Here is a 1214-nt window from a genome sequence, read left to right on the forward strand (position 1 = left end):
TGCTGGATTCCTCAAAGGACGTACACATAGCGGTGGCGTAAGTGCCTGGTGGGTGGTGCGGGTCTGCCCCAGATCCAGGGCCGAGCACGGGAGTTGAGCTGGTCGGTGGCGACGTTGGTGGCATGGGTGATGTGGCCCGGGTCGCCGAAGGAGCGTCCGGCCAGGGCGGTCTTGCGGAAGATGCGCCACCAGCCTTCTTGGAGGTTGAGCCAGCAGGCGCCGACCGGGATAAAGACGTGCTTGATGCGTGGGTGGTCCTCGAGCCAGGTGCGGGTGGACACGCTGTTGTGCGAGGACAGATTGTCGGTGATCACGTAGATGTCCCCGGCGGGGTTGGCCTCCTCGACCAGCTGGAGAAACTGCTGGTAGAAGACGCTGTTGCGGGACGTGGCGGTCATCGTGACTGCTTGACCGTCGTGGACGCGTAAGGCGCCGTAGACCCAGGTTTTCTCCGGCCCGCGGGAGTAGTCGAGCTCGTTTTTGATGCGGTGCCCGTCCGGTGACCAGCCCGGTGCCGGTGGGAAAGCGCGGGGGATCACCGGGCCGAGTTCGTCGGCGCAAACCACTGTCGCGCCGGCGGGCGGGCTGGTGTAGAGCTCGACGATCCGCGTCCTTTTCCCTCGAAGTCCGCATCTCTTGAGCGCGTCCAGGATCGCGTGCGCCGCCAGCGGACCCCTTCCGCGACCAGAATCCGGCGCACTTGGGAGCGGCTGACCTCGATGCCCAGGTCCCGGGCTGCGGCAGCCAGTGTGTCCAAGGTCCACTCCGAGGGCCCTGACTCGTCCGCGGCCCATATCTCGTTCGACGGCTGCACCTCGAGTCGGCCGGGCGGGGTCTGCTTGACCAAGCCGACGATCCTCGACCGTTCGGCTTCGGTGATCCTTCGCTTGCGGCCCTGCCCGCCCAGATCCTCCAGGCCCTCCAGCCCCCAGCGGTTGAAGCGGTGCAGCCAGCGACGCACCGTCTTCTGACCACACTTCAGCTCGTCGGCGATCTGCGGGACCAGCCAGCCGTCCCAGCTCAGCTCCACCATCCGGCACCGCTCCACCACGTCCTTCGGTGCCTTTCTGGCCGACGCCAGGCGGTGGACCACCCCTTGCTCGCCCTCATCACGGCCCGGCCGTGCCTTCAGCACCATGACCCAGCACCCGCCCCCGAGTACCCGCAATCGCCCCGCTACCAGCAGCTATACCCACCGAAAGAGGAATCCAGCA

The 1214-nt window shown here is 66.8% G+C and carries 2 protein-coding genes; both read right to left on the bottom strand.

What is annotated here, in order from left to right; genetic code table 11:
- Window positions 1-11 precede the first annotated feature (11 nt).
- Window positions 12-566 (bottom strand): transposase, encoded by a 555-nt coding sequence (locus ACWD3I_RS49230; RefSeq protein WP_365414278.1) that lies wholly within the window; start codon window positions 564-566, stop codon window positions 12-14.
- Entirely contained in the window at window positions 536-1138 is a 603-nt protein-coding gene (locus ACWD3I_RS49235; protein ID WP_365414276.1) for a helix-turn-helix domain-containing protein, read from the bottom strand. Before ACWD3I_RS49235 ends, ACWD3I_RS49230 begins: the two co-directional genes overlap by 31 nt.
- Window positions 1139-1214: the final 76 nt, after the last annotated feature.

The sequence above is a fragment of the Streptomyces sp. NPDC002817 genome (genome assembly GCF_053592055.1).

Bases quoted from the DNA above. Each gene is read 5' to 3' on its own strand.
- ACWD3I_RS49235 (WP_365414276.1), bottom strand. From the start codon at position 1,138: ATGGTGCTGAAGGCACGGCCGGGCCGTGATGAGGGCGAGCAAGGGGTG.